A 17,840-nucleotide genomic window follows, 5' to 3' on the forward strand; every position below is an offset into this window, starting at 1 on the left:
CGCCCCGGCCCGGCTCAGGACTCCAGCGCCGCGGACACCACGGCCCTGGCCTCCTCCTGCACCCGGCCGAGATGGTCGGCGCCCAGGAACGACTCCGCGTAGATCTTGTACACGTCCTCGGTGCCCGAGGGGCGCGCGGCGAACCAGGCGTTCTCGGTGGTCACCTTGATGCCGCCGATCGGCGCACCGTTGCCGGGCGCCTCGGTCAGCACGGCCGTGACCGGCTCACCGGCCAGCGTGTCGGCCGTGACCTGCTCCGGGGAGAGGCGCGCGAGAACCGCCTTCTGCTCGCGGTCGGCGGGAGCGTCGATCCGGGCGTACGCGGGCTCACCGAACCGGGCAGTGAGCGCCGCGTAGTGCTCGGACGGGGACTTGCCCGTCACCGCGAGGATCTCCGAGGCCAGCAGCGCCAGAAGAATGCCGTCCTTGTCGGTCGTCCACACCGATCCGTCGCGGCGCAGGAACGAGGCTCCCGCGGACTCCTCGCCGCCGAACCCGAGCGAGCCGTCGACCAGACCGTCCACGAACCACTTGAAGCCGACCGGTACTTCGACCAGTTCACGGCCGAGACCTGCGGCGACCCGGTCGATCATGCCCGACGAGACCAACGTCTTGCCGACACCCGCGGAGGCCGGCCACTGCTCGCGGTGGGCGTACAGGTAGTCGATGGCGACGGCGAGGTAGTGGTTCGGGTTCATCAGCCCGGCGTCCGGGGTCACGATGCCGTGCCGGTCGGCGTCGGCGTCGTTCCCGGTCGCGATCCGGTAGCGCTCCCGCTGCCCGATCAGCGAGGCCATCGCGTACGGCGACGAGCAGTCCATCCGGATCTTTCCGTCCCAGTCCAGCGTCATGAACCGCCAGGTGGGGTCGGTCAGCGGATTGACCACCGTCAGATCGAGCCGGTACTGCTCGGCGATCCGGCCCCAGTACGCGACCGACGCGCCGCCCAACGGATCGGCGCCGATGCGCACTTCGGCCATGCGGATCGCGTCCAGGTCGAGTACGGACGGCAGGTCGGCCACATAGTTGCCGAGGAAGTCGTACGTCCCGGTGGTCGACGCCGCCCGCGCGCGGGCATACGGCAGCCGGCGCACGTCCCTCATCCCGCCCGCGATGATCTCGTTGGCCCGCTCCTGGATCCAGCCGGTGGCATCGGACCCGGCGGGACCGCCGTTCGGCGGGTTGTACTTGAACCCGCCGTCGCCGGGCGGGTTGTGGGACGGAGTGACCACCACACCGTCGGCGAGGTGCCCCTTCCGGCCCCGGTTGTGGCCGAGGACGGCGTGCGAGACCGCCGGGGTCGGAGTGTAGCCGTCGGCCGGATCGATGAGCACGGTCACGTCGTTGGCGGCGAACACCTCGACGGCGGTGATCCGGGCCGGCGCCGACAGCGCGTGGGTGTCGGCGCCGAGGAAGAGCGGCCCGTCCGTGCCCTGGCGCGCCCGGTACTCGCTGATGGCCTGGCTGGTGGCAGCGATGTGGTCCTCGTTGAACGCGGTGGCCGTGGACGACCCGCGGTGACCGGAGGTGCCGAACGCCACCCGCTGGTCCGGCTCGGCCGGGTCCGGGTGCAGCGTGTAGTACGCCGTCACCAGCCGGGCCACATCGATGAGATCCTCCGGCCGGGCCGGCTGCCCAGCTCGTTCGTGCGGCATCTGCCACTCCTCCGTGTCGTTCGCTGCGATCTTCCCCGTCACATTTTCGCGGGTGGCCCGCGCCGCTTCGCGACTGCCCCGCCCGGACGGGCCGATTCCCGCTGGCGGATCCGACGGGCCCCGGCATAGGTTCGTCCACGATCACGAGCAGTTCACCCCCGGACCGTGCGAGGCGGCGGGTTTCGGGCCGGACCAGGAGGGACGAGATGGCACCGAACGATTCCGCGCCGGACGGCCGGATACTGCTGCGCGGCGCCACCGCCGCGGACGCCGGCCCGCTGACCCGGCTCTTCCTCGCCTCGCGCGCCGAGACCATGCCGTACCTGCCGAAGGTGCACAGCGACGAGGACACCCTCGCCTGGATGACGCATGTGGTCCTGCCCGGAACGACGGTGCGGATCGCCGAGACCGGCACCGGGGAACTGCTGGGCTTCGCCTCCCTGGACGGAACCGAACTGGAACACCTCTATCTGCGCCCCGACGTACGGCGCCGGGGCATCGGCACACTGCTCCTGGCCGATGTGCGTGAACGCGCGGCCGAGGAGCTCACGCTGTACGTCTTCCAGCGCAACACGGACGCCCGGGCCTTCTACGAGCGGCACGGCTTCACCGCGATCGGGTTCGACGACGGCAGCCGCAACGAGGAGAAGGAACCGGACGTCAGATACCGGTGGACGGCGAACGGCTGACCCGGTCCTCCGCCTCCGTGCACGGCGCGGGCACCGTACGCTCCCGCGGGACACCGCGGCCGTCAGGATCGCGGACGGCCGGGCGCTGCGGCACAGTGGGCACATGGACGATCTGAATGCCCTCGCCGACGAGCATCTGGCCGCCGCCCGAGCCTCCGCACACGGCCGCAGCGCCCACCGCCTGCTGCACGAGGAACCCCTGAGGCAGACCGTCATCGCCCTGACCTCGGGTTCCGCCCTCGACGAGCACAATGCCCCCGCCGCGGCCTCCCTCCAGGTGCTCCGCGGCAGGGTCCGGCTCACGGCGGCCTCGGGCGATGTGGAGCTGAGCACCGGAGGGCTCCAGCCGATCCCGCAGGAGCGGCACGGGCTGCTGGCACTGGAGGACGCCGTGGTGCTGCTGACCGCCGTCAACGACTGAGGGCAGAGGCCGTCCGGGTGCGCTCCAGGACCCACAGCACAAAGCTGCCCGCGGCGAGCGCGCCGCCCAGGAGGCAGATGCCGCTCCAGCCCGCCCGGGACCAGACCACCGAAGCGAGCGCGGCCCCGGCCGCCCCGCCCAGGAAGAAGAGAGTCATGAACGCGGAGTTGATCCGGTTGCGGGCCTCCGGGCGGAGTGTGTAGATCACGTTCTGGCTGCTGTTGAGACCGGCCTGCTGGGCGATGTTCAGCAGGATCACGCCGACCGTCAGCCACGTCAGCGACGACTCACCGGCCAGCAGCGGCAGCCAGGCGAGCGTGAGGAGCGCCGCCGCAGTCCCCGATACCGCCTGCACCCGGCCGCGGTCGCTCAGCCGGGCCGCGATGTTCATGCCCACCACACCGATGACGCCCACCAGGCCGAAGAGCCCGATGGCGGCCGCGTTCCACTGGAAGGGCGGCCGGGTCAGCAGGAAGGTCAGCGCGGTCAGCTGCACGCTGTACGAGGCCATGGAGAACGCGCCGATGGCCGCCCGCCGCCGCAACAGCGGCTCCTGCCGCAGCAGGGCCAGCGTGGAGCGCAGCAAACCGGTGTACGACATCGAGGCCGTGCCGTGCGGCCGTGGCAGGCGGGGGAGCCGGTTGTGCAGAAGTACCGCCATGACGGCCATGAGCAGTGCGTTCACCCAGTACACGGTCCGCCAGCCGCCGAGCTCGGACAGCGCGCCCGCGGCCAGCCGTCCGAACAGCCCGCCGAGCAGTACGCCCGACATCACGACACCGACGATCCTGCCGCGCTCGGCCGGAGCCGCGAGAGCCGCCGCGAACGGCACCACTACCTGGGCCCCGACGGAGGTCAGCGCGGTCAGGAGCGTGCCCGCTATCAGCAGCGGGCCGTTGGGGGCGGCGGCCGTGACCAGGAGGAAGAAGGCGGTGAGCGCGAACAGGCCCACGGCGAGCCGCCGCCGGTCCATGATGTCACCGAGCGGAACGAGCAGGATCAGCCCCAGCGCGTACCCGGCCTGGGCGGCGGTCACGATCAGCCCCGCCGCGGTGACACCGATGCCCAGATTCACCTCGATGATGTCGAGGAGCGGCTGCGCGAAGTAGTTCCCGGCGCAGGAGAGGGCGGCGGCGAGAGCCATCAGCAGGACCAGACCGCGTCCGAGTGCGGGCTGTTGGGACATCGCGCGGGGCACGGCCCGGCCGCGGGTTCCGTGAGTGGTGTGAGCCATGTGTCTCAGCGTCCGCGATCGACCGTCCATGAGTCCAACACATGTTTTTCATTGCATCGATCGTGGTTCACGATGGAAGCATGGAACTTCAGCAGATGCGGTACGTCGTGGCGGTGGCGGAACTGGGCAGCTTCACGCGCGCCGCGAAGCGCTGCCTGGTCGTGCAGTCGGCGCTGAGCCACCAGATCGCCCGGCTGGAGAAGGAGCTGGGAGCCCGGCTCTTCGACCGCACCAGCCGTCAGGTGCGGCTCACCGCGGCGGGCGAGGTGTTCCTGCCGGAGGCCCGGCAGGCGCTGGACGCGGCGGAGCGGGCCCGCTCCGAGGTCGCCGCGACGGCGGGGGAGGTCCGCGGCCGCCTCGCTGTGGGAGCCGTCCCGACCATTGCCGCGGTCGACATCCCGGCGGCTCTGCGGGCGTTCCACCTGCGCTATCCGAAGGTGCACATCGTGCTGCGGGACGGGGCGAGCAAGGACCTGGTCCAGGAGGTGCGGGACGGGACGCTCGACGTGGCGTTCCTGGGGGTGCTGCCCAGCTACCGGCCGAAGGGCGTGAGCGATCACGAGCTCGGCACGGGAGAACTCGTCGCCGTCGTGGCGCCCACCCACGCCCTGGCCGGGCAGACGGAGGTGGGTCTCGAGCGGCTGGCGCGGGAGATGTTCGTCGACCATCCCGACGGCACCGCGGCCCGGGCCCAGTCGGAGGAGGCGTTCGCGGCGATGGGCCTCACCCGCGAGGTGGCGTTCGAGGTCAGCGGCACCGACTTCATCGTCCGGCTGGTACGCAGCGGGCTCGGCATCGCCATGCTGCCGGCCGCCTTCGCAGCGGAACTGACCGGAGTGCACGTGCTCCCCGTCCGCGACGCTCCCGCGCGCACGGAGCGCCTGGTCTGGAGCCGCTTCCGCCCCACCCCGGCGGCTGCGGCGTTCCTGACGGGACTCGGTGTCGATCCCGCCGCCGGGGTACCGCCGGATGCGGCAGCAGGCGCAGCAGGGCCGAAGAGGCGGCGGCCGACGCGAGGTTGAGGACGTCCCCCGCCCCGGTCGCCACCGGGCTCGACACCCTCCGGGCCGCCCCTGCGCGTATCACCAGGGCGATCTTCCGCAGCAGGACCACGAGTCGACCCCGTTCCGTGCCGGACAGGGGCGCCCCTGCCGAACCGCGCGGGGGTGAACCTTCCGTTGCGGATCAGGGCCCGGGGCGGGCGGATCGGGGCATTCCTCGACGGCCGGCCGGTCGTCGATGTGACCGACACCCGCCACACACGCGGCAGGATCGGGCTCAATGTGTTCGGCGGCCGGCCAGGACACGTCCGTCACCGCACTGCAGGAGATCCCGGACTCATGCTCGACAGCCTCGACCTGCTCGTCATCGGTGAATGCGTCGCCGACATCGTCCGGCTGCCGGGTGCGGCCGACCAGGTGTACCCCGGCGGCAGCCCGGCCAACGTCGCGTACGGCCTGGCCAGGCTCGGGCACGGCGCCACCCTGCTCACCCAGCTCGGCCCCGACGGCAACGGCCGGCTGATCAGGGACCACCTCGCCGGTGCCGGGGTCGAGGTCCGCACGGACGGCGCCACGGCCCCCACCCCGTCCGCCGCCGTCACCCTGGACGGGGCGGGCCGGGCCGCGTACACCTTCGAGATCACCTGGACACTCGGCCCGGTCTCCCTGGACCGGGCGCCGCACCACGTCCACACCGGTTCGATCGCGGCGGTGATGGAACCGGGGGAGGCCACCGCCCTCGGCGCCGTCGAGTCGCTGCGTACCTCCGCGACCGTCAGCTACGACCCCAATGTGCGGCCCGGGCTGATGGGGGAACACGCCTCCGCCGTCCGCAAGGCCGAGCGGTGCGTCGCGCTCAGCGATGTGGTCAAGGCCAGCGACGAGGACCTGGAATGGCTGTACCCGGGCCAGGAGCCGGAACGCGTCGCCCAGCGGTGGCTGGCCACCGGTCCGGCGGTCGTCCTCGTCACCCGGGGCGGCGAAGGCGCGCTGGCCGTACTGCCCGGCGGGCGGGTGACCGTCGACGCACTGCCCACCGAGGTCGTCGACACGGTGGGGGCGGGCGACGCCTTCATGTCGGGCACCCTGCACGCCCTCGCCGCACACGGTCTGCTCGGCGCGGACGGCCGGGAGCGGTTGCGTTCCCTGGACCGGGCCCGGACGGCCGACGTCCTGCGCCACGCGGCGGCCTGCGCCGCGGTGACCGTCGCCCGGGCCGGTGCCAACCCGCCGGACGCGGCGGAGCTGGCGGCGGCACTCGCCCGGAGCTGAACACGCCCCGGCCGCAGGAGGCCGCGCCCGGGAGCCCCCTCCTCACCAGGGCGCCACCGGATGCGGGCTGCTGTCGTCGTCCAGGAACTCCACGACGGCGAGAACGAACAGCGCGCACAACGCGATCCACACGGTGACCAGGCCTGTCGGCCGGTCCCACACCACCAGCACCGCGGCGGCCACCACGACCACCGTCCAGTTCAGCGGGCGCCTGGCGCGGTGCACCCACCGGCCGACCGGGCCGCCGGTGAAACCGGCCGCGTCCCGCACGGCACCGATGCCGCCGCTCCACATCGCCATGACACGGCCGGCGGCACGGCCCTCACCGGTGAGCCACGCGGCGAGGGCCACCACGATGCCGAGGGTGATGACCAGCCGGACCATGGCACGCATCCGGCCGACCAGGGCGTCGAAGACCGAACCGGCCGCCGGCTGCGAAACCCCGGACGGCAGGCTGTCGAGATAGAAGCCGCGGCCCACCCACAAGGCCAGTCCCAGCACCGCCGCACCGGCCGCCACCGCGAGCGCCGTCGTGACCAGGGCACGGCGGCGGCGCAGCGCCAGGAGCACCCCGCCCGCGGCCAGCACCAGCGTGACCAACGGCAGCCAGAACCCGATGATCTGGAGTGCCCGGAACCACCTCTGGGCCTTGCCCACCGAGTCGGAGGTCAGCACCGTGAAGTCGGTGTGGATCTCGGGGACCTCCGCCGCGACCCCCAGCCCCCGGTCGACGAGCCGCTGCTTCACCCGGTCGATGACCGGTGCGAGGTCGATGGTGACGGTGTCGTCGGTGAGCTTCACCGCCCCGCCGCCGCTCCCGGACAGTGCCTTCAGAGCGGCGGAGTGGGCGGCCCGGTTGAGGTCGGTCCAGACCGTCGCGAAGGCGTCGCTGGAGACGAACTTCTCCACCGTGCCGTGCACGAAGTTCGAAATGCCTGTGGTGATCGGGGCGTTCAGCTGCGACAGGGCCTTGTCGAGAACCGGCCGGTCGGCGGGGGACACATCGGCCAGCAGGGCCTTCACGTCCAGGTGCTGCATGACGGCACCGGTGACCCGATCGGAAACCGCGGCCTGCACATCGGAGTCGGAGGCCAGCGGCGCCATCATCGCCACATAGTTGTCGGTGTCGCCGATCTGGTTCTTCGCCCAGGCGGACACGATGCTCAGCGGAGTGAGGACGGCTGCGACGAGGACGAGCAGCACGGCGAGGAACGAACGGGCCCGCGGCCGGTGCCGGGCCGGGGCACGGGCCTCCAGCACGGCCACCCTGGCGCGCAGCTCCTCCAGTTCGGCGCTCTCCTTCGGGGGCCTCGGCTGATCGCGGTCCGGTTCCATCCCCCCAGGGGACGGCCTGCCGCCGCCGACGGCACGGTGGACTGGTGCGGACGGGTGAACACAGTCACCGTGGCGTGCGTGCCCGTTCGATCAGCCGGTGCACTGATGCCCCGTTCGGCTCATTGACCGCATCCTCCCCGGGGCTACTGCCGTTCGACAACCAGTAGGCGTGATCGATTACGGAGGAGGGGGCGGACATGGCGCGACTCGACAGGGACGTCGTGGTGACAGGACTGGGGCTGGTGACTCCGGCGGGCGCGGACGAGCACACCTTCTGGGAGGGGCTGTGCGCCGGTGTGTCGACGGCTCGCGGCTGCGTGGAACTGGCAGGGCTGCCGGTCGACTTCGGCTGCCCGGTGGACGGGATCGATCTGGACGGGGCGGTCGGCGGGCGTTCGGTGTGGCGGATGGCGCGGTTCGTGAAGATGGCACTGGTCGCCGCCCGCCAGGCGGTGGCGGACGCCGGTCTTTCACCGGAGCGGTGGGACGGCGACCGGGTCGCGGTGGTGCTCGGCGTCGGGGTGGGCGGGGTGTCCGTGCTCGTCGACAACGTACGCAGGCTCGACGACGGGGGAGCGGACGCGGTGTCACCGCTCCTGGTCCCGATGATGATGCCCAACGCGGCCGCGGGGGAGGTGGCCATCGCCCTGCGGGCGCACGGCCCCAGCCTGGCCCCGGCGACCGCCTGCGCCTCCGGGGCGACGGCTCTCGCCGTCGCCCGCGACCTGTTGCTGGACGACCGGTGCGACGTGGTGGTGGCGGGCGGTGCGGAGGCCGTACTGACCCCGCTGGTGGTGAGCGCCTTCGCCGGAATGGGTGCGCTCTCGCTGCGCACCCGCGATCCCGCAGGGGCGTCGCGGCCGTTCGCCGCTGACCGGGACGGGTTCGTGATCGGTGAGGGCGCCGCCGTGCTCGTACTGGAACGCAAGGCCGACACACTCGCCCGGGGCGGACGGCCGCGCGCCCTGCTGGCCGGTACGGGCTCCGCCACCGATGCCCACCACCCCACGGCCCCGGACCCGGACGGCGGCGGTGCGCGCAAGGCCGTCGAGGCCGCGCTGCGCGAGGCGGGCTGGGCGGCCCGCGAGGTCGACCACATCAACGCGCACGGCACGTCGACTTCGCTGAACGATGCGATGGAGACCGAGCTGATCTCCGGGCTCTTCCCCCACCTGCCCTCGGTGACCGCCCCGAAGGGCGTGCTCGGCCACACCCTCGCGGCGTCCGGGGCGATCGAAGCGGCCGCCACCGTACTGACCCTGGAGCACGGCCTCGTCCCGCCGATCGCCAACCTGGACTCGCTGCCGGACGGGTTCGGCCTCGACTGCGTGGTCAAGGAGCCACGGATCCAGCACGTCGAGCGGGCGCTGAGTCACTCCTTCGGCTTCGGCGGACACAACGTCGTGCTCGCCTTCGAGCGCGTCGAACCGGCTGGTCCGTCACCCGCGAATCCCGGTGTCCTCACCATTGCTTGATCGTTATATTTTCATGACCGCAACGATCGACAGTCCCTCCGCCGAACGGTCCACGGATCTCCTCACCGGTGTGCTCCTCGGCGACAACCACCGTCGGGAGCACGGCTTCTGGCAGCGGCTGATCAGTACGGAATCCTTCCGCCGCCCGGAGCACCGCACCGCCGAGGAACGTCTGGCCCTCGCGTACGAGCGGCTGCGCGTCCTCAACGACTGCCTGGACAGCGGCGCCCGGCTGGCCGCCGACCACCGGGCCCTGGCGGCCCTGCACGAATGGCTCGGGCCGGTGGACCCGGCACTCACCACGGTGGCGGGTATCCACTACAACCTCTTCCTCGGCAGCCTGCTCGACCACGGGGACGACGGTCACCACGACCTGTCGGACTTCCTGCGGCTGCGGCGCATCGGCACCTTCCTGTGTACGGAGGTGGCGCACGGCAACGACGCCGCGGCCGTCGAGACCACGGCCGAGTACGACCGCGAGCGCGACGGATTCGTGCTCCGTACCCCGCACGCCGGTGCGCAGAAGTTCATGCCCAACACCAGTACGGCCGGCGGCCCGAAGACGGGACTCGTCGCCGCGCGCCTGCTCGTCGACGGCGCCGATCACGGGGTCTTCCTCTTTCTCGTACCGCTCACCGACGCCGAACAGGCCCTGCCCGGCGTACGGATCCGCAGGCTCCCCACCCGCACCGGCAGTCCGGTCGACCACTGTCTGACCTCCTTCGACCGGGTCTTCGTGGACCGCGCCGCGCTGCTCGGCGGGGACCACGGACGGATCGGCGCGGACGGGGAGTTCAGCAGCACCATCGACAACCGCAGACGCCGCTTCCTCGCGTCGATCGGTCGGGTCACCTCGGGCAAGATCTCGATGACGGCCTGCGCGGTCGGCTGCGCGCGGGCGACCCTCGCCGTCGCCGTCCGCTACGGCGGCCACCGTTACATCTCGGGGCCCCGCGGCTCACGGCCGGTGCCGGTGATCGCCCACCGCAGCCACCACGGACCGCTCGCCTCGGCCACCGCCACCGTCTTCGCGATGAGTCTGCTGCACCGCAGGGCCCTGGACCGCTGGGAGCGGGGCGGGCAGCCGGAGGAGGCGGACCGTCTGGTCGCCGTCGCCAAGGGATGGATCACCTGGCAGGCCAGGTCCGTGATCGTCGAATGCCGTGAACGCTGCGGCGCCCAGGCGCTCCTGGAGAACAACGGCATGAGCGAACTCCTCACCGGGGTGGAGGGCGCCATCACCGCCGAGGGCGACAACGTGGCGATCCACGCCAAGGCGGCCGCGGAGATGCTCTTCGCCGCACCGGCCGGAGCCGGGCCTGCCCCCGGCGGCGGACCCGGCGACCTCGACGATCCGGGGTTCCTCGGCAGGCTGCTCGGGGAGCTGGAACGGATCTGGTTCGGCCGGGCCCGGGAGCGGATGGGCCTCGCACCGCACGGCGACCCGCTGGCGCGGTGGAACGCGGCCTCCGGGCCCGCCCTGCGCGGCGTCGAGGCCCATGCCCAGTGGCAGGCGGCAGATGCGTACGCGGAAGCGGTGGCGGCGCTGCCCGAGGGGCCCGCCCGCGAACGGCTCGATGAGCTGCGGCGGCTCTTCGCACTCGACCGGATTGCCCGCAGCAGCGGTGATCTGCTGGCAGCGGGCCTGCTGACCGCCGATCAGGTCAACGGGCTGCCGGACCGGGTGGAAGAGCTCATCACCACGGTCGCCGCCCATCTGCCCGGCCTCGTCGAGTCCTTCGCGCTGCCGCCGGAACTGCTCGCCGACTGGCCCATCGCCGGAGCCGACTACGCGACCGCCTACGACGATCCGGGCGCCGCCTGGCAGACGGACGGGGGCCGCGCGACGATTCCGGACGAGCGGTGAGAGCCATGACGAGAGAGGGAACTGCTGTACGGGGGTACCGGGTCGGAGAGGCGGCCGGGGCCCTGTGTGTCCGGTTTGTCCTGCTGGCTTGTTGGGGTACGGCGTCCGTCCTGGACCGGTGGTGCGGGGAGCGCGGGCAGTACGGTGCCGAATCGGTTCGGCACAAGGCGTAACTGGAGGCACTCCGCCCAGTTGATTCGGCGTCGGGACGGTGCCACCGCCGGCCCGGCAGCCGGACCGAATGATGGAGAGAAAGCACATGAGTACGATTCACCCCAAGATCACCGAGGTTCTGACACACACCTTCAAAGTGCCCGTTGCCGAGATCCACCCGGGCTCCACCATGGACAGCCTGGAAATGGACTCCCTCGCCGTGGCCGAGTTCGCCGTCCTCATCAGGGAGACGGCCGGCGTTGTCCGGGACTTCGACCAGATCCCCAAGAACGCCACGCTGGCCGACATCACACGGTTCATCGACCCGGCGGCCGACGGCGGGGCACGCATGGGTGGCGGGCCGGCGATGAGCGGCGCCCGATGAACAAGCCGGCCGTCGCCGTCACCGGCCTGGGCATGATCACCCCGGTCGGCAACGACACCGAATCCACCTGGGAGGGTGTGTGCGCGGGCGTGTCACCCGCCCGTACCGTCACCGAACTCGAAGGATGCGCGATCGACTTCGCGTGCATGGTCGACGGTATCGACCTGGACGCCGCGATCGGCGGCCGTGCGTCCTTCCGCATGGGGAAATACGTGAAGCTCGCCGTGCTCGCCGCCCGGGAGGCGGTCGCCGACGCCGGCCTCGACCCGGCCGGGTGGGAGAGCGCCCGGGTCGCGGTGGTCGTCGGCACCAGCAGCGGGGGCTCCGCCTCGTTGACCGAGCAGGCGGTCGTGATGGACCGGCTCGGAGCCGGGGCCACCTCGCCCTCGGGCATCCTGCTCACCATTCCGAACATGCCCGCCGCCGAGATCGCGATCCAGATGCGGGCCACCGGACCCAGCATGGCCCCGTGCACCGCGTGCTCGTCCGGCGTCACCGCGCTGTCCGTCGCCCGCGACCTCCTGGTCACCGGGCAGTGCGACATCGTGATCGCCGGGGCCACCGAGTCGATCGTCTACCCGGTCGCCATGGCCGGGTTCGCACGGTCCGGCGCCGGGGCCCGGAGGGACGGCGACCCGGCCGGGCTCTGCCGGCCCTTCGCGGCGGACCGGGCCGGTCTGGTCATGGGCGAGGGCGCGGCCGTCATGGTGCTGGAACGGACACCGGACGCCCGGGCCCGGGGCGCGGCCCCACGGGCACTGATCGCCGGAACCGGCGCCACCACCGACGCCCACCACCCCATCAGCCCGCACCCGTCCGGCGCGGTCGCCCAGGCGGCGGTGGAGGCCGCGTTGCGCGACGCGGGCTGGGCGGCCGAGGACGTCGAGCACGTCAACGCGCACGGCACGGCGACCCCGCTCAACGATGCTGCCGAGGCCGCCCTGATCGCCCGGGTCTACCCGCACCGGCCGCCCGTCACCGCCCCCAAGGGCGTACTGGGGCACTGCATGGGGGCGGCCGGAGCGATCGAGGCCGGACTCACCGTCCTCACGCTCCAGCGCGGAGTCGTCCCACCGATTGCCAACCTGGACGCCCCGGCACCCGAGTTCGACATCGACTGCGTCACCAAGCAACCGCGGCGGCAGCCCATCCGGCGTGCCGTCAGCCATTCCTTCGGCTTCGGCGGACACAACGCCGTGATCGCGCTTCAGCGTCCGTAGGCATCCGGTGTCCCGCGTGGGCGTAGGGCCCGGCGGCGGGGGCCGCGAAAACGGTCGGGCGGACCCCGGCACTGCGCGGGTCCGCCCCCCGTTCTCCGGGTGCGGCCGTTCGCCGCGGTGTGCGGTACGGGGGCAGCGGTGGCGTCCCCGGCCGAATTCGCCGCCCATGTCCTTGCCGCCGGTGTCCGAGCCGTCCGCGTAGTCGATCTGCTCCTTGCGGAGTTCGGCGGAGACTTCCTTCTGCTCCGTCACCCTCTTGGTCTCCATCCGCACCCGCTCGACGGGCACGGTCTCCTTGCGCGTGGTCGGACGTTCCGCGTGCAGGGTGACCTCGACGTCCCGTTCGCGGATGGCGGCACGTTCCGCCGCCTTCTCGCCCGGCTGGAGCGGCTCACGGATCAGGCGCACCTCTTCGTGCGTCACGAGCACGGTCCCGGTGACGTTCTCGGTGACGACGTACTTGCGCAGCCGCGCCCTTCCGCTCTCGTACTCCTCGGTGCCGACGTGCAGCTGCTCCTCGGAACGGATCATCTCCTCCTTGCCGCCCAGGTCGGCGGAGGACCGCTCGGAGCCCGCCCCGGCGCCCACCAGGGGGCCGCGAGGTGCCGGCCGCCCCGGTGTCGCGGTGCCTGCCCCGCCCCATGCCGGTGCCCCCGGCGGTGCCGGACGAGGCGGTGCGGGCCGTGCCCGTACCGGAGGCGGTGGTGCCGGTCATGGCGCTTCGTCGGAACCGGTGGTGCGTCCGGTTTCGGCCGCGCCCGTGGCTCCGGGGGTCTCCGCCGCTCCCTTGGCCGTGGTGCCCGTCCCGGACCCCGTCGTGGTTCCCGGGTCCGCGTGGCCGCCGGGCTCGGCCGTGGTGTTCTCGGCGAGGCCGTAGTGCTTGTAGAGCTCCTCCTCCTCCGCCACGGACAGATGCGCGTCCGCGTCCACCCGGGGGGCTTCCTTGACACGGTCCTTCGGGTGCGAGATGTGCAGATCGGATCCCACGCGGCGGGCTCCGGCAAGCGGAACGAAACTCTCCTTCATGCCGAACAGTCCGGTCTTCACCGTGATCCAGTCCGGTCGGCCGGTGTTGTCGTCGACATACACCCGGCCCACACTCCCGACCTTCTCGCCGTCGGTGTCGTAGACCGTCAGGCCGTCGAGCTCTCCGGAATCCGTGAAACCGTCAGCGGCTGCCATGACCGATTCCTCCTCGTCCGGGCGCGTCCTGTGGCTGAGGCCATCAGAGGAGGCGCGTCCGCATTCCATCGCGCCTCACCCGGATGGCCGCTGCAACCTCCCGGACCTCGGCGGTCCGACGGAGGCCGCCTGCCACGGCGGTGTGCGGCCCGTTCCGACTTTGGGCCATTCGAGTGAAGCGCGGAGGTTGTGCGCCGGGGCTTCCCGGTTGCGCATGCCGTCGTTGACCGGGGAAGTGGACGCGCTGCGCTCCGGGGTGGAGCACCCTCGGGAGTGCTGCGCCCCGGCACATATGATCGACGGGCCACGTGCCGAAACGTCGTCCTGCCGCGCCACCGGGGGTGCCCCATCCGTTCCGTACGCAGCCGGCTGCCTGAACAGCGCGGCGAACTGCTGGCCCGGCACGAGGACGATGTGGAACTGCACCACCTGGTGTGGCGGCTCGGACCGGGGTGGCGGGTCTGCTCCAGCGCGGTGCTCGGCGGCGGCGTCGGCCCGCGCGACTGGATCCTCAACGCTCAGGTGCCCGGCGGCTATCCGCGCCTGGACCCCGACCGCCACCTGGCCGAGATCGCCGCCGCCGAACACCTCACCGGACCCGGCGCAGGGCTGATGACGGCCGCCGACGTCACCGCGTACACGATCGCGGCCGACGAGGGCGTGACGGCGACCGCCACCTGCGGACTCGGCGTACGCGGCTGGGCCGCCGCCCCGGCGCAGGGCACACCGGGGCCGCCGCGTCCGGGCACCGTGAACATCGTCGTCACCCTCCCCGTGCCGCTGTCCGACGCCGCACTCGTCAACGCCGTCGCCACGGCCACCGAGGCAAAAGTCCAGGCGCTACTGGACGCCGGGCTCGACTGCTCGGGCACCCCCACGGACGCCGTCTGCGTCGCCGCGCCCTCTCCGGGACCGGCCCCCGCCGAACCCTTCGCGGGACCGCGCTCCCGCTGGGGCGCGCGACTCGCCAGGGCAGTGCACGCTGCCGTCCTCGAAGGCGCGCTCCGGCAATCCTGAGGAGCCACAGTGCCGCGAGCCGACCCGGCGCGGCCCATGAAGGGAGCCCCGTATGACACCGAAGACTGCCGAAGCCGCACCGCAGCGGCCGGTCGTCGCCGTTCTCGGCACCGGAATCATGGGATCGGGAATGGCCCGGAGCCTCTTGAGAGCCGGTCTCGACGTCCGCGCCTGGAACCGTACGCAGTCCAAGGCGGCTCCGCTCGTCGTCGACGGCGCCACGGTCACGGAGACGGCGGAGGAGGCCGTACGCGGTGCCGATGTCGTCCTCACCATGCTGAACGACGGCCCCTCCGTCGCCGCCGCGCTCGCCGCCGCGGCCGGGGGACTGCACGCCGGTCAGGTCCTGCTCCAGAGCTCGACGGTGGGGCCCGAAGCCACCGCCGACCTCGCGCAGCGCACCGCGGACCTGGGCCCCGTCTATCTCGACGCGCCGGTCGCCGGTACCAAACAGCCTGCGGAACAAGGTGCGTTGACCGTATTCGTCTCCGGTCCCTCCGCCGTCCGCGCGAAGGCCGAGCCCGTGCTGGACGCGATCGGGCAGCGCACGGTCTGGGTCGGCGAGGTCCCGGGAGCGGCCTCGCGGCTGAAGCTCGTGGTGAACACCTGGGTGATCACCATGGTCAACAACATCGCGGAATGCCTCAACCTCGCGGAAGGGCTGGGCGTCGACCCGCAGACCTTCCTCGACGCCATGAAGGGCGGCTCGCTGGACTCCGCCTATCTGCAGGGCAAGTCCGCCGCGGTCCTCTCAGGCGACCTCACCCCGAGCTTCACCCTGTCCAATGCGCTCAAGGACACCCGTCTCATCCTGGACGCGGCACGGTCCTCGGGGGTGCGGCTGGACCTGGTCGCGGCGTCGGCCGACCGCTTCTTGCGCGCCGAGGCCGAGGGACACGGCGACGAGGACATGATCGCCACCTACTACGCGGGCCGCGCCCCGGAGAAGGACGGCGACTGAGCCCGCCCCGCGGGCCGGGCCGTCATGGTCCGGACGAGGGCCCCGGGAGGCCGGGGTCACTCCTCGACGAGCATTCCGCTGCGGAGCTTTCGCAGAATCCTGCTGATCAGTCGCGACACATGCATCTGCGAGATGCCGAGTTCCGCGCCGATCCGGGACTGTGTCATCTCCTGGCCGAAACGCATGTCGATGATGCGGCGCTCGCGGGCGTCGAGACAGCCCAGCAGCGGCGCGAGCGCATGCAGATTCTCGACCGTCTCCAGGGCGGGGTCCGGACCGCCCAGGACATCGGCGAAGGTGCGTCCGGAAGCGTGCCGCCGTCCCGTCTCCGCCGGATCGGCCGGCATGTCCAGCGAGCCCGCCGCATACCCGTTGGCCGCCACGATGCCCTCGTTGACCTCGTCCTCGCTCAGCCCCATCTGCTCGGCCAGCTCCGGGACCGTGGGCTCGCGGTCGAGTTCCGTGACGAGCGACTCCTTGGTCCTGGCGATGTCGACCCGCAACTCCTGCAGCCGGCGCGGGACATGCACGGCCCAGGTGGTGTCGCGGAAGAATCGTTTGATCTCCCCGGTGATGTACGGGACGGCGAACGAGGTGAACTCGACCTCGCGGGAGAGCTCGAACCGGTCGATGGCCTTGATCAGCCCTATGGTGCCGACCTGGACGATGTCCTCCATGTCGCCGCCGCCCCGGTTGCGGAACCTTCCGGCTGCGAACCGCACGAGGGAGAGGTTCATCTCGATGAGGGTGTTCCGCGCGTACTGATGGGCGGGCGTCCCCTCCTCCAGGGTCTGGAGGCGGCGGAAGAACAGCCTGGACAGTTCGCGCGCGTCACTTGGGGCGATCTTCCCCGCGTCCTCGATCCACGGCAGGCCGCCGGTTTCTCCGACCTCGGCGGGCACGGCGTCGGCCGCCGGGTCCGCGCCGGTGTCGGCCGGCCCGTCCACTGGCATCGGGAGGACACTCTCCGCCCGCTGCGTACCGGCGGTCCGCGCAGTATGCGCCGTCATCTCGTCACACTCCCCTGGTCGTGGCCCATGAGGTGTATGCACCTGCCCCCGAAGGTGAATCCCATGCGGAAGAGCGGAAGTTGATCAGGCCGCACGGCAGCTGTGGCCGGGAATCGCCCTGATCCCCCGTCAGGTCCCCGCGGTCGGGCGCGGGACAGCGGAACCGCCCCACCGGTACGGGGGAGCCCGGTGGGGCGGTTGCTCAACAGACTGCCACAACCGACAGGCAATGGGGACCGACCGACGCATATCCAGCGGTAGTTGAGTCGAAATCGACGGTGCTCGGACTGTGGCGGAGCGCGTTCGGGAGAAAGACGCCAACTTCCGTCAGAGGACGGTATACGCGCTTCACCACCTCACACGCGGTCCGCCGGACCGAGACGGGCGGCCGCGATGGACCGGCTGCGCGCCGCTGTGACGGCTCCCACCACCGGCATGGCCAGCAGGGCCACGAAGATCTCTCCGTAACCGCCCTCGGACGACACGTCCATCACCACTACCTCGCCCGCGGACAGCGTGGCCCCCACCACGAAACAGGTCAGCCCGCGCAGGAGAGCGGAGCCGAGCACGCATGGGGGCACGAGTGCCAGCACCACACCCGTCACCAGGCCCAGCCCCGCCCCCACGGCGAGGGAACCCAGTACGGCGACGGCGCCCGCCAGGGGCTTGTCGAAGGAACTCCCCACCGGCCCGCCGAACAGCCCCGCCAGGGCGATCACCGCCCACAGCACGGCACAGATCCCGGCCGGAATCGCCCCGGCCCGGATGCCGAACAGCAGCCCGCGCCTCACCACGGCGCCCGACGCTCCCATGTGTCCCCCTGCCCGTGCACCGTTGTCACCCGAAAACCTGCCCCGGCGGTGCCGATCAGCGGGGCCGCGACATCTTCGCAGGTTCGCCGGTCCACCTGTCACCGGGCGGGCCATCATGTGATGGACACAGGGCATGGCCGAGGGGGCACAG

The 17,840-nt window shown here is 72.0% G+C and carries 15 protein-coding genes and 1 pseudogene; 10 read left to right on the forward strand and 6 right to left on the reverse strand.

From position 1 onward, the window contains the following. Nucleotides 1-14: 14 nt before the first annotated feature. Nucleotides 15-1,655 (reverse strand): phosphoglucomutase (alpha-D-glucose-1,6-bisphosphate-dependent), encoded by a 1,641-nt coding sequence (gene pgm, locus ACWCQ6_RS16740; RefSeq protein ID WP_451089791.1) that lies wholly within the window; start codon nucleotides 1,653-1,655, stop codon nucleotides 15-17. Between the two features lie 206 nt (nucleotides 1,656-1,861). On the opposite strand from pgm, the gene ACWCQ6_RS16745 reads away from it, so the two are divergent. Continuing rightward, entirely contained in the window at nucleotides 1,862-2,344 is a 483-nt protein-coding gene (locus ACWCQ6_RS16745) for an N-acetyltransferase family protein (RefSeq protein ID WP_451089793.1), read from the forward strand. A 103-nt stretch (nucleotides 2,345-2,447) separates the two neighbouring features. Continuing rightward, entirely contained in the window at nucleotides 2,448-2,765 is a 318-nt protein-coding gene (locus tag ACWCQ6_RS16750; protein ID WP_451089795.1) for a cupin, read from the forward strand. Here the strand turns inward: ACWCQ6_RS16750 and ACWCQ6_RS16755 are convergent. Next, a complete protein-coding gene (locus ACWCQ6_RS16755; protein WP_451089797.1) occupies nucleotides 2,755-3,999 on the reverse strand; it encodes an MFS transporter in 1,245 nt (414 codons plus the stop codon). The genes ACWCQ6_RS16750 and ACWCQ6_RS16755 overlap by 11 nt on opposite strands. A gap of 80 nt (nucleotides 4,000-4,079) precedes the next feature. On the opposite strand from ACWCQ6_RS16755, the gene ACWCQ6_RS16760 reads away from it, so the two are divergent. Then, nucleotides 4,080-5,021, forward strand: a complete 942-nt coding sequence (locus tag ACWCQ6_RS16760; protein WP_451089799.1) for a LysR family transcriptional regulator — start codon at nucleotides 4,080-4,082, stop codon at nucleotides 5,019-5,021. Between the two features lie 318 nt (nucleotides 5,022-5,339). Then, nucleotides 5,340-6,272, forward strand: coding sequence for a carbohydrate kinase family protein (locus tag ACWCQ6_RS16765; protein ID WP_451089801.1), 933 nt, complete (start codon nucleotides 5,340-5,342; stop codon nucleotides 6,270-6,272). 42 nt (nucleotides 6,273-6,314) lie between these two features. Here ACWCQ6_RS16765 and ACWCQ6_RS16770 read toward each other — a convergent pair whose 3' ends face one another. Next, on the reverse strand, nucleotides 6,315-7,607 hold the full coding sequence (locus ACWCQ6_RS16770) for a hypothetical protein (RefSeq protein WP_451089803.1): 1,293 nt from the start codon (nucleotides 7,605-7,607) through the stop codon (nucleotides 6,315-6,317). Between the two features lie 197 nt (nucleotides 7,608-7,804). Here ACWCQ6_RS16770 and ACWCQ6_RS16775 point away from each other — a divergent pair, with 197 nt between their 5' ends. The 4 genes from ACWCQ6_RS16775 to ACWCQ6_RS16790 all read left to right on the forward strand — a co-directional run bounded on the left by ACWCQ6_RS16775 (nucleotide 7,805) and on the right by ACWCQ6_RS16790 (nucleotide 12,707). Continuing rightward, nucleotides 7,805-9,082, forward strand: coding sequence for a beta-ketoacyl-[acyl-carrier-protein] synthase family protein (locus ACWCQ6_RS16775; protein WP_451089805.1), 1,278 nt, complete (start codon nucleotides 7,805-7,807; stop codon nucleotides 9,080-9,082). A 13-nt stretch (nucleotides 9,083-9,095) separates the two neighbouring features. Next, complete coding sequence (locus tag ACWCQ6_RS16780; protein WP_451089807.1) at nucleotides 9,096-10,949, forward strand: acyl-CoA dehydrogenase family protein; 1,854 nt, start codon at nucleotides 9,096-9,098, stop codon at nucleotides 10,947-10,949. A 259-nt stretch (nucleotides 10,950-11,208) separates the two neighbouring features. Further along, entirely contained in the window at nucleotides 11,209-11,487 is a 279-nt protein-coding gene (locus tag ACWCQ6_RS16785; protein WP_451089809.1) for an acyl carrier protein, read from the forward strand. Then, entirely contained in the window at nucleotides 11,484-12,707 is a 1,224-nt protein-coding gene (locus ACWCQ6_RS16790) for a beta-ketoacyl-[acyl-carrier-protein] synthase family protein (RefSeq protein ID WP_451089811.1), read from the forward strand. The genes ACWCQ6_RS16785 and ACWCQ6_RS16790 overlap by 4 nt, the downstream gene beginning before the upstream one ends. 135 nt (nucleotides 12,708-12,842) lie before the next feature. Here the strand turns inward: ACWCQ6_RS16790 and ACWCQ6_RS16795 are convergent. Then, nucleotides 12,843-13,889: pseudogene (locus ACWCQ6_RS16795) on the reverse strand (PRC and DUF2382 domain-containing protein); the annotation flags it as partial. A 414-nt stretch (nucleotides 13,890-14,303) separates the two neighbouring features. On the opposite strand from ACWCQ6_RS16795, the gene ACWCQ6_RS16800 reads away from it, so the two are divergent. Then, a complete protein-coding gene (locus ACWCQ6_RS16800) occupies nucleotides 14,304-14,906 on the forward strand; it encodes an adenosylcobinamide amidohydrolase (protein WP_451089813.1) in 603 nt (200 codons plus the stop codon). Nucleotides 14,907-14,958: 52 nt separating this feature from the next. Beyond that, complete coding sequence (locus tag ACWCQ6_RS16805; protein WP_451089815.1) at nucleotides 14,959-15,867, forward strand: NAD(P)-dependent oxidoreductase; 909 nt, start codon at nucleotides 14,959-14,961, stop codon at nucleotides 15,865-15,867. A 56-nt stretch (nucleotides 15,868-15,923) separates the two neighbouring features. Here ACWCQ6_RS16805 and ACWCQ6_RS16810 read toward each other — a convergent pair whose 3' ends face one another. Then, nucleotides 15,924-16,877, reverse strand: coding sequence for an RNA polymerase sigma factor SigF (locus ACWCQ6_RS16810; protein WP_451089817.1), 954 nt, complete (start codon nucleotides 16,875-16,877; stop codon nucleotides 15,924-15,926). A gap of 356 nt (nucleotides 16,878-17,233) precedes the next feature. Further along, a complete protein-coding gene (locus ACWCQ6_RS16815) occupies nucleotides 17,234-17,689 on the reverse strand; it encodes a hypothetical protein (RefSeq protein ID WP_451089819.1) in 456 nt (151 codons plus the stop codon). Between the last annotated feature and the right edge of the window lie 151 nt (nucleotides 17,690-17,840).

It is taken from the genome of Streptomyces sp. NPDC001880, assembly GCF_053594575.1.

Excerpts from the sequence above, each read along its gene's own strand:
- pgm (WP_451089791.1), bottom strand. The coding sequence starts at position 1,655 with ATGCCGCACGAACGAGCTGGGCAGCCGGCCCGGCCGGAGGATCTCATC.
- ACWCQ6_RS16770 (WP_451089803.1), bottom strand. The coding sequence starts at position 7,607 with ATGGAACCGGACCGCGATCAGCCGAGGCCCCCGAAGGAGAGCGCCGAA.
- ACWCQ6_RS16815 (WP_451089819.1), bottom strand. The coding sequence starts at position 17,689 with ATGGGAGCGTCGGGCGCCGTGGTGAGGCGCGGGCTGCTGTTCGGCATC.
- ACWCQ6_RS16785 (WP_451089809.1), top strand. The coding sequence starts at position 11,209 with ATGAGTACGATTCACCCCAAGATCACCGAGGTTCTGACACACACCTTC.
- ACWCQ6_RS16775 (WP_451089805.1), top strand. The coding sequence starts at position 7,805 with ATGGCGCGACTCGACAGGGACGTCGTGGTGACAGGACTGGGGCTGGTG.
- ACWCQ6_RS16805 (WP_451089815.1), top strand. The coding sequence starts at position 14,959 with ATGACACCGAAGACTGCCGAAGCCGCACCGCAGCGGCCGGTCGTCGCC.
- ACWCQ6_RS16755 (WP_451089797.1), bottom strand. The coding sequence starts at position 3,999 with ATGGCTCACACCACTCACGGAACCCGCGGCCGGGCCGTGCCCCGCGCG.
- ACWCQ6_RS16765 (WP_451089801.1), top strand. The coding sequence starts at position 5,340 with ATGCTCGACAGCCTCGACCTGCTCGTCATCGGTGAATGCGTCGCCGAC.
- ACWCQ6_RS16760 (WP_451089799.1), top strand. The coding sequence starts at position 4,080 with ATGGAACTTCAGCAGATGCGGTACGTCGTGGCGGTGGCGGAACTGGGC.
- ACWCQ6_RS16750 (WP_451089795.1), top strand. The coding sequence starts at position 2,448 with ATGGACGATCTGAATGCCCTCGCCGACGAGCATCTGGCCGCCGCCCGA.
- ACWCQ6_RS16745 (WP_451089793.1), top strand. The coding sequence starts at position 1,862 with ATGGCACCGAACGATTCCGCGCCGGACGGCCGGATACTGCTGCGCGGC.
- ACWCQ6_RS16780 (WP_451089807.1), top strand. The coding sequence starts at position 9,096 with ATGACCGCAACGATCGACAGTCCCTCCGCCGAACGGTCCACGGATCTC.
- ACWCQ6_RS16810 (WP_451089817.1), bottom strand. The coding sequence starts at position 16,877 with ATGACGGCGCATACTGCGCGGACCGCCGGTACGCAGCGGGCGGAGAGT.
- ACWCQ6_RS16790 (WP_451089811.1), top strand. The coding sequence starts at position 11,484 with ATGAACAAGCCGGCCGTCGCCGTCACCGGCCTGGGCATGATCACCCCG.